This is a genomic window from Acinetobacter sp. MF4642, from assembly GCF_002018925.1.
Taxonomy (GTDB): Bacteria; Pseudomonadota; Gammaproteobacteria; order Pseudomonadales; family Moraxellaceae; genus Acinetobacter; species Acinetobacter johnsonii.
Window position 1 is genome coordinate 1 of sequence record NZ_MVON01000050.1, and the last position, 9076, is coordinate 9076.

Below are 9076 nucleotides of genomic sequence, written 5' to 3' on the forward strand. Positions count from 1 at the left end.
TATTTCTGTAAGTTAAAAGAATTTAAACGTATAGCGATGCGTAGTTGTAAAACAGATACGAGTTTTGAAGCCATGATTCAACTGTGCGCGAGTTTAATTAACTCTCGGTAATTCTCAACAGACCCTAGTATTCAATCGGTGCAAATGGTGCAACGACATCTGCATTTTGAGCACGATGACGCAGAAAGTGATCCATTAAAACAATCGCAAGCATTGCTTCTGCAATCGGAGCCGCACGCACACCCACGCAAGGGTCATGACGACCTTTGGTTAATACATCCGTGTCTTCACGATTAATATTGATCGTTTTACCCGGTGTGGTAATAGATGCTGTTGGTTTAAGCGCAATTGCAACACGAATAGTTTGGCCACTCGAAATACCACCTAAAATGCCCCCTGCATGGTTCGCAAGGAAGCCATCAGTGGTTAACTCATCTCGGCTCTCATGTCCAAACTGACCAGCAACGGCAAAACCATCACCAATCTCAACCCCTTTGACCGCGTTAATCGACATCATGGCATGGGCAATGTCAGCATCTAGACGGTCAAAAACAGGCTCACCCCAACCTACAGGCACTTTTTCAGCCAAAATTTCAAGTTTTGCGCCGCAACTGGTACCTTGTTCACGTAATGAAGTCACGAGTGCTTCAAAACGCGGTACGGCATCGACATCGCCACAGAAAAATGGATTATTAGGTACTTCATTCCAATCCAATTTTTCCGCAACTTCAGTTCCAATTTGGGTCACATGACCACGAATTAAAATACCAAACTTTTCAGCCAAGTATTTTTTCGCAATTGCACCCGCAGCCACACGCATAGCCGTTTCACGCGCACTTGAACGACCACCACCACGGTAATCACGGAAACCATACTTTTGTGTATAAGTATAGTCTGCATGTCCCGGACGGAAGCTTTGTGCAATATTGCCGTAATCTTTGGATTTTTGATCAGTGTTACGGATCAATAAACCAATTGGTGTGCCTGTTGTTTTACCTTCAAACACACCTGAAATGATTTCAACTTCATCTGGTTCTTTGCGCTGCGTCGCAAATTTAGAGGTTCCCGGCTTACGACGGTCTAAATCTTTTTGCAAATCGTCTGCTGTAAGCTCAAGACCCGGTGGAACACCATCCACAATCGCCATTAAGCCTACACCATGAGATTCACCACAAGTCGTTACACGGAAGAGTTGCCCTATACTATTACCTGCCATGTCCAACGACTCCTTTTATGCTTGAACAGATTGAATGAATAAATCACGGAATTGACGACATTGAGCTGCAGTCAATGCAAAAATTCCTGTACCGCCTTTTTGGAACTGTAACCAGTAAAAATCAACAGTATTAAAGTTTTGGCGCATTGCCCATTCAGAATTACCCACTTCAATCACGATGAGACCATCTTCAGTTAAGTAATCTGGCGCTTGAGCTAACATTTTACGAACCAAATCTAAGCCATCTTGACCTGCCGCCAGTGCCAATTCTGGCTCATGGTGGAATTCTTCAGGTAAATCTGCCATGTCTTCAGCATCCACATAAGGTGGATTAGACACGATAAGATCGTATTGATTTTCAGCAGGAATTTTAGAAAACAAGTCAGACTCAAGTAAAGCCACTTGATACTGTTTGTCGTGGTGTTCTGAGTTAATTTGAGCCACTTCTAAAGCTTCTTTAGAAATATCCGTTGCATCTACTTCGGCATCTGGGTACGCATAAGCCAAAGCAATCGCGATACAACCTGAGCCCGTACACATATCTAAAATACGTTGTGGCGTTTTTGGATTCGGGTTTTCTGGCAAGTTATTGACTGCTTCACCCATTTGGCCATTTTCACCTAAGCAATAAGGCGCAAAACGGTTTTGAATCAATTCTGCAATCGGTGAACGTGGAATCAGTACTCGTTCATCGACATAATATGGTTTGCCATCAAAATAAGCCAAATTAAGCAAATACGAAGTCGGTACTTTTTCATTAATACGACGTTCTAATAAGCTTAAAACTTCTGTCTTTTCGCTTGGTAGTAGCTTCGACTCTAAGATTTCAGCATCCGCATTCCAATCTAAAGATAAAGTTTGTAAAACCAAAGCTGAGCTTTCAGCAAAATAGTCTTCTGTACCTTGACCTAAATGTGCATCGTATTGACGTAATGCTGTCACTCCAAAACGGATAAAATCACGAATTGTGCTTAAGTTTTCAGCGGCTTCCTGTATATGTTCAGGGCTAATAGTCGGGCGATCCACTAAAGGCGTCTCCAAGGTCATAATAAAAACGCCTTATGATACCCTGTTTTTCTATGATTTATAATGTTTTGATGCACGGCAAACACATTTTCATACGCTTTGCTCTTATTTGCTGATACTGCCTGTACGTGCTTCGTACATATCTGCACGGGTTTGCGTCATTTGCATCAGACAAGAAATACGCTGTAATTCAGTCTTTTCATTTTTCACGATAGGTTTGTTATTACAAATCTGATCACGCTGCGCCAGCCATTGCTGATGAGACTGTTTAACCAGTCCTTGCTCTTCTGCAGGAGCCTTCGCTAAATACGGCTTAAATACTTTCTTTAAGCGTTTCTTTTGTACTTTATATTCTTTACTCATGCATGCATCAATTTCACTCAAGACATTGCCAGTTTGCTTCATGCATGCTTCATATTTTTTAGTTGGGCCCATTGCATAGGCTGAACCACTGAATAATCCCACAACAAGCAACGCACTGAATATTTGTTTCAATTCCTTTCCCCAAAGCAAATTTTCTTCATTGATTTTTTAATCTAATCATTCACAGCATCTGCGTGCTGCAGCGCTTTAATATAACATCCTATTTTGTATGAACATACTAGCCTCTTATAAAATTTCCACCGCACAGCTTTTTACATGAAGTCACAGGCTTTGCATTGAAACCTGATCAAACAGCCTTATTATAAGGTGAGTTCTTCTGCCAATATTCCCCAAATTTATGAGTTATAAACACAACAATTTAATGGCGATGCGTGAACGCTATTGGAATGACACCGAAAACAATCATGTCGCCACTGAAAAAGCCTATTTCCAAAAGCTGTTACAGCAACAAGGGATCTATGAATGTGCAACTATTGAAGATGCTCGATACTTCTTTTTTAGCCTACCGAGCATCATCATTGTTAAAGGTTATGCACATGGGTTTATGCACCAACCGGTACAAGAAATGATCCTGCAACACATACAAATGCATAAAGATGAATTGATTCAGAAAAATACCCTTAAAGTAAAATTTCGCATGTAACAATCCCGATTAGGCTTTATTTAGATGGTTGCTTAACACTTATGGCCTTTTTTAACTCGAGATTCAGCAAGTTGAACTTTTTTAATACGTGAATACACGATATTATCCGTTACAATCTAAAATGCTGCCCTTGCTGATGAAAGGATTTTACTGAATTATGTCAGATCACAACGATAAGCTTAAACAACTGAAAACCTCCTCTATGGATCGTCGTTTATCGATTGCCAAAGCTTCGTTGCTTGCTGGAACACGTTGGGCTGCGTCTAATGCGACAACTATGTTTTCTAGCGAAGAAGAAAAAGAAAAGAAACGCAAAAAAGCAATGAAAGAACAGGCCGATTATCTTGTTTCTGAAATAGGCAAACTTAAAGGTTCTATCGTCAAAATTGGCCAAATGATGGCACTTTATGGTGAACACTTTCTACCTGAAGAAATCACGCAAGCCTTAAATACTTTAAATAACCAAACAGTCGCTTTAGCGTGGCCTGCGATAAAACAGCAACTGCACAACCAGTTGGGTTCTAAACTAGATGATTTAACCATCGATCATGAGCCACTGGGCACTGCATCACTGGCACAAGTCCACCGTGCAACGCGTAAGTCTGATGGTTTAGAGATGGTATTGAAAATTCAATATCCAGGCGTTGCTGAAGCCATTGACTCAGACATGAGTCTATTCAAAAACATGCTTAAACTGACACGAATGGTTCCGCAAACACGCGAGTTCGACCAATGGTTCGATGAAGTTCGTGAGATGATGCACCGTGAAGTCAATTATAAAATTGAGGCTGCAACCACACGCCGCTTTGCTACTCGCTTAAAAGAAGACCCACGCTACATCGTGCCACAAATTATAGATGGCTACTGCACAGACCAAGTGTTATGTATGACCTTTGAACGTGGCGTGCCGATTAACAGCCCTGTCATGCTGTCTCTGCCACAAGAACGTCGCAACAAACTTGGTGAAGCATCACTTGAAATTGCGGTACGCGAGATTTTTGAATGGGGTGAAATGCAGACCGACCCGAACTTTGGTAATTACCTCGTTCGCTTAGGTAATGGCAATGACATCTTGGACAAAATCGTTCTGCTTGATTTTGGCGCAATCCGACAGTTTGATGAACACTTACTCGGTGTAGCACGTAAGCTCATTCATGCTGGGTTTAATCATAGTAGTGAAGAAATGGTTCAAGCGATGACAGGCTATGAGTTTTTCGACTCTATCCCTCAAAGCATTAAACCCGATATGGCTAAGGTCTTCTTACTTGCAACTGAAGCATTCAGCAACCCAAGCAACAACCCAGACTTACCTGCTGGTGTTATGGATGAACACTTTGCTTATGACTGGAAAGCCAGTCAGCTTCATAGCCGTGTAATGCAACAAGCCTCAAAGTCGATGGCGTCTCGCTATTTCAGTGTGCCACCCAAAGAGTTTATGTTTATCAGCCGTAAATTCATCGGTGCTTATACCTTTATGACTGTGATTGAAGCAAAAACCAATGTTCGTGCAATGGTGAAAAAATTTATCTAAAAGTACATTGACCAAAATGACGCAATGTCATTTTGGTCAATTGATCAATCAATTCAATTTCCAACAATTCCATAAAAAACTTTAAAAACAAATTATTAGAACAATTTAAAATACACCACCTACCGTTTATCTTTGACAATACATCATGTCAGTCATGACATAGTTATTCGTATGCCGCTATGTCAGCATAAAACCACAGAATAATTCTGCTGGATGAAAATAATGACAAATATGGTAAATAAGGCACAGGGATTTGGCTTATCACTGATCACAAAAATGGCAAGTAGCGACGTACTTGACCAATTAAAACTTAGAAAATTTATGGAGAAATCGCTTTATCAAGGCTCAAAAGCTGGCTATAAGACTCTATCAAAAACACAAAAAGCCTTTAAAGCCAATAAAGATCTACATAAACAACGGCTCAACAATCAAGAAAAATCATTATTTGATCTGAGCTATTCAGAAGATCAGCAAATGACCATCGACACCATGTCACAGTTTGCCGCCCATATACTTTACCCATTAGCCGCAAGTGCCGATCAAAATGAAACTTTTCCAACAGAACTTTGGCAATATATCGAAGAGCTAGGTCTGAACTTTTATGCTTTGCCTGAGGCACTCGGTGGTGTCGCTGCTGAGAAAAATATTCTGAGTAATGTGCTTATTGCGGAGCATCTGGCCAAAGGTGATTTTAGTTTAGCCGCTGGTATGCTCTCTACCTTTAGTGTAATTAATGCCGTTACACAATGGGGTTCTGAGCAAGTACAAGCTTTATATTTGAACAGTTTTGCGCAAGACAGTAGTATTCGCGCTAGCTTTGCAATTCAAGAAGTTACGCCTGCTTTTAATCCTTACCAGTTAAAAACCAAAGCCATTTCACGTGATGGTCAATATTTTATTCAAGGTGAAAAGACACTGGTACTATTGGCTGAAAGTGCAGATATTTTCCTTGTCAGTGCTGAACTTAATGGTCAAGCTGAAGTTTTTATTCTCAGACGGGATGAAAGTATTCAGTTTAAAAAATCTCCCGCTATGGGGCTCAAAGCAACGGAAACAGCAACTTTAATTTTTAATCAAACCCCTGCTTTACGCTTAGGTGATGAAGATTTCAACTACACGGCATTTTTAGACCTCGGCAATTTAATGTGGTGTTCAATGGCGGTCGGCACATGTGAGGCGGTCAAAAAATATTGTATTGAATATGCCAATGAACGTACCGCCTTTGGTGAACCCATTTCACATCGTCAAAGTGTTGCTTTTATGATTGCCGATATGGCCATTGAAATTGATGCAATGCGTATGCTCATTCTAAATGCCGCAAGTCTAGCTGAATCTGGGCAGACATTTCACCGTGAAGCCTATTTAGCACGCTTACTTTGTGCCGAAAAAGCCATGAAAATTGGCACCGATGGTGTACAGATTTTAGGTGGGCACGGATTCACCAAAGAACATCCTGTTGAGCGTTGGTATCGTGATTTACGTGCAACAGCGATTGTTCACTCTGGTCTACATGCATAATAAAAAGGAAAACTGGCATGAATTTACAAAACCCTAAAAAATTTAAATTACTGATTGATCAAGCCCACCAAGTAGCCATCAATGTACTTCGTCCTATCTCCCGAAAATACGACAAAGCTGAACACAGCTATCCTAAAGAACTGGATATGTTGGCATCTTTGGTCGATGGTATGAATGAAGGTGGTGAAGGTATGAATGCGGGGGCTGCTGTCGGCAAGCGAGGTACAAATGAACAAGGCAATAAAAATGGAGTGAATCTCTCTACCGCTTTAAGTGTAATTGAAATGTGTTATGGAGATACCGCTTTACTCCTATCGATGCCCCGCCAAGGTCTAGGAAATTCAGCAATTGCAGCTGTTGCCAATGAAGAGCAGTTAGAGCGTTTCAAAAATACATGGGCAGCCATGGCAATCACTGAACCAAACTGTGGCTCGGACTCAGCCGCGATTCGCACCACAGCAATAAAAGATGGTAAAGATTACATCTTAAATGGTGAAAAGATTTTCGTGACTTCAGGTGACCGTGCCGACGCTATCGTCGTTTGGGCAACTCTGGATAAAAAATTAGGTCGTTCAGCCATCAAATCTTTTGTAATTCCTAAAGGGACTGCTGGCATGAAAGTAGAACGTTTAGAACATAAACTAGGAATCAAAGCCTCTGATACCGCAGTTATTCGTTTAATCGACTGCCGAGTGCCTGCCAATAACCTACTGGGAAATGCAGTAATTGACATTGATAAAGGCTTTGCTGGCGTGATGGAAACTTTTGATAATACCCGTCCGCTCGTTGCAGCCATGGCTATAGGCTGTGCCAAGGCCTCACTAGAACGCATTAAAGAGATCTTCAGCGATTGTTTAGATCCTCAATATATAACGCCATACTTACAAACGACTCATATTGCGAGCCAAATTTATCGTATGGAAGCCGAATGGGAAGCAGCTCGTTTACTGACCTTAAAAGCCGCCTGGATGGCAGATAACAAAAAGCCAAACTCAAAAGAAGCCTCCATCTCCAAAGCCAAAGCTGGTCGAATTTGTAATGAAATTACCCTTAAGTGCGTCGAACTTGCCTCAACAGTAGGCTACAACGAAGATGAGCTTTTAGAAAAATGGGCAAGAGATTCTAAAATTCTAGATATTTTTGAAGGTACGCAACAAATTCAGCAACTCATCATTGCACGCCGTGAACTCGGAAAGTCATCAAGCGAATTGAAATAAATTAAAACATCCCTTTCGGACATGTTGAAGCCATGGTTTCTCTAAATAAAGAATCATGGCTTCACATTGAAAGTAATGTAAATAAGAAAGCGTTGGACTTAGATTCATGCTATCTAACAACGGCTGAACTTATTTGTTGGGCTTCAAAAAACGTATCGCTATCACAGAATTTAGATTTATTGAGTAAATTTAATATTAGATAAATGTTTTTAATTTTTTATGTATCTCCACTCTATTTTTAAACATTATCGATGAGCATCATAAAACAAATATTCAATACTGTTTTCCATATGTGAGAAATACCCTTTTTTGAAATTTGAAACTTTTTATAAGTCCTCAGTCATGTCTTTACATTAGGCCTTATATCCTCATAATTTCAAACTTAATATTTGGAGAATAGCCAGTCTTACCAATGTAGATACTGCTTAGGCTATTTGCTATAAGCAAGAGGAATTTCTTTGACTTGTCCATGCAATCACCTATAAAGAAGCTAAATACGATGGGTTTATATGACAAAACTATCTTTGCAAGCGGGTCTACTCACAGCATAAAATCTAGGATTTCGATTAATCACCTCTATTTAGCTTAAATAAAGTACGGATTTAACAAAACCATAAAATAGTCCCTTCTGTCTCAACTTGACTGTAATTGCACAGCTCAATATGATCTTCTCAGACATTATACCAATGGATATACAGTTTGCTTAATTATCAACGATACTTGCCAACATCTCATATTAAAGCTAAATCTGTTTTAGTTTTAACAACAACTTTTTTAATATTTACTGGTTGTGCATCACTTGGTGGCGGTTCCGTTGAAAAGCGTTCAGCAAAATTAGCCAATGGCATTCAAAAGGCATATGCTGTTGAACCAACTACAGCACTACGTATTGCACCCATGATTGTACAAAGTGCCGATCGCTATAATGTCGATCCATTACTAGTTGCGGCGGTCATAAGACAAGAGTCCAGCTATAGAAATTATGCTGTTTCCCCTGCTGGTGCTATTGGACTTACCCAAGTTATCCCGCGCTATTGGCAACAAACCTGCCCTGGCGATTTATTTGAAGAAATTAATAATATTAATTGTGGCACTTATATTCTCGCTAACTATAACCAAAAAGCAGAAAGTTGGCCCAAAGCTTTGGCTTATTATAATGTCGGTCCAACAGGCTACCATTCGAGCTGGAAAATGAAACGTCAAGGAAAGAAATATGCCAAACAGGTTAAAGCACATCAAGAAACGTTAAAAGGTGCTCTGTGACCTTTTTAAATATGACATAAAAGTCAGAAAATGCTGGCTTTTTACCATTTATATAGATACATATTCTCGGCTCTTCACTTTTTTCTCATTTATATTATTTAACCTTCCAGCATAAAAAAATCCCCCTCTGCATTAAGCGGAGGGGGATTTAGAATTAATGAGCTGGCGATGACTTACTCTCACATGGATAACTCCACACTACCATCAGCGCTAAGAGGTTTCACTTCTGAGTTCGGGAAGGGATCAGGTGGTTCACTCTTGCTATTGTCGCCAGCACA

The 9076-nt window shown here is 40.2% G+C and carries 8 protein-coding genes and 1 rRNA gene; 5 read left to right on the plus strand and 4 right to left on the minus strand.

What is annotated here, in order from left to right:
* Positions 1–124: 124 nt before the first annotated feature.
* The 3 genes from aroC to MF4642_RS15815 form a co-directional block, all read right to left on the minus strand.
* Positions 125–1216, minus strand: a complete 1092-nt coding sequence (aroC, locus tag MF4642_RS15805) for a chorismate synthase (protein WP_058869649.1) — start codon at positions 1214–1216, stop codon at positions 125–127.
* Positions 1217–1231: 15 nt separating this feature from the next.
* On the minus strand, positions 1232–2242 hold the full coding sequence (gene prmB / locus MF4642_RS15810; RefSeq protein ID WP_010326759.1) for a 50S ribosomal protein L3 N(5)-glutamine methyltransferase: 1011 nt from the start codon (positions 2240–2242) through the stop codon (positions 1232–1234).
* Positions 2243–2347: 105 nt separating this feature from the next.
* The gene (locus tag MF4642_RS15815; protein ID WP_004979507.1) at positions 2348–2737 is read right to left on the minus strand and encodes a lysozyme inhibitor LprI family protein; all 390 of its coding nucleotides are present in this window, start codon (positions 2735–2737) and stop codon (positions 2348–2350) included.
* Between the two features lie 226 nt (positions 2738–2963).
* Here MF4642_RS15815 and MF4642_RS15820 point away from each other — a divergent pair, with 226 nt between their 5' ends.
* The 5 genes from MF4642_RS15820 to MF4642_RS15840 all read left to right on the plus strand — a co-directional run bounded on the left by MF4642_RS15820 (position 2964) and on the right by MF4642_RS15840 (position 8798).
* Positions 2964–3269 (plus strand): hypothetical protein, encoded by a 306-nt coding sequence (locus MF4642_RS15820; protein ID WP_004979505.1) that lies wholly within the window; start codon positions 2964–2966, stop codon positions 3267–3269.
* A 157-nt stretch (positions 3270–3426) separates the two neighbouring features.
* Entirely contained in the window at positions 3427–4800 is a 1374-nt protein-coding gene (locus MF4642_RS15825; RefSeq protein WP_078426811.1) for an ABC1 kinase family protein, read from the plus strand.
* A 231-nt stretch (positions 4801–5031) separates the two neighbouring features.
* The gene (locus tag MF4642_RS15830) at positions 5032–6318 is read left to right on the plus strand and encodes an acyl-CoA dehydrogenase family protein (RefSeq protein WP_171262533.1); all 1287 of its coding nucleotides are present in this window, start codon (positions 5032–5034) and stop codon (positions 6316–6318) included.
* 17 nt (positions 6319–6335) lie between these two features.
* Positions 6336–7535 (plus strand): acyl-CoA dehydrogenase family protein, encoded by a 1200-nt coding sequence (locus MF4642_RS15835; RefSeq protein ID WP_078426813.1) that lies wholly within the window; start codon positions 6336–6338, stop codon positions 7533–7535.
* A 699-nt stretch (positions 7536–8234) separates the two neighbouring features.
* Positions 8235–8798 (plus strand): lytic transglycosylase domain-containing protein, encoded by a 564-nt coding sequence (locus tag MF4642_RS15840; RefSeq protein WP_078426814.1) that lies wholly within the window; start codon positions 8235–8237, stop codon positions 8796–8798.
* Positions 8799–8958: 160 nt separating this feature from the next.
* On the opposite strand, the gene rrf is transcribed toward MF4642_RS15840, so the two are convergent.
* A 5S ribosomal RNA gene (rrf, locus tag MF4642_RS15845) occupies positions 8959–9073 on the minus strand.
* Positions 9074–9076: the final 3 nt, after the last annotated feature.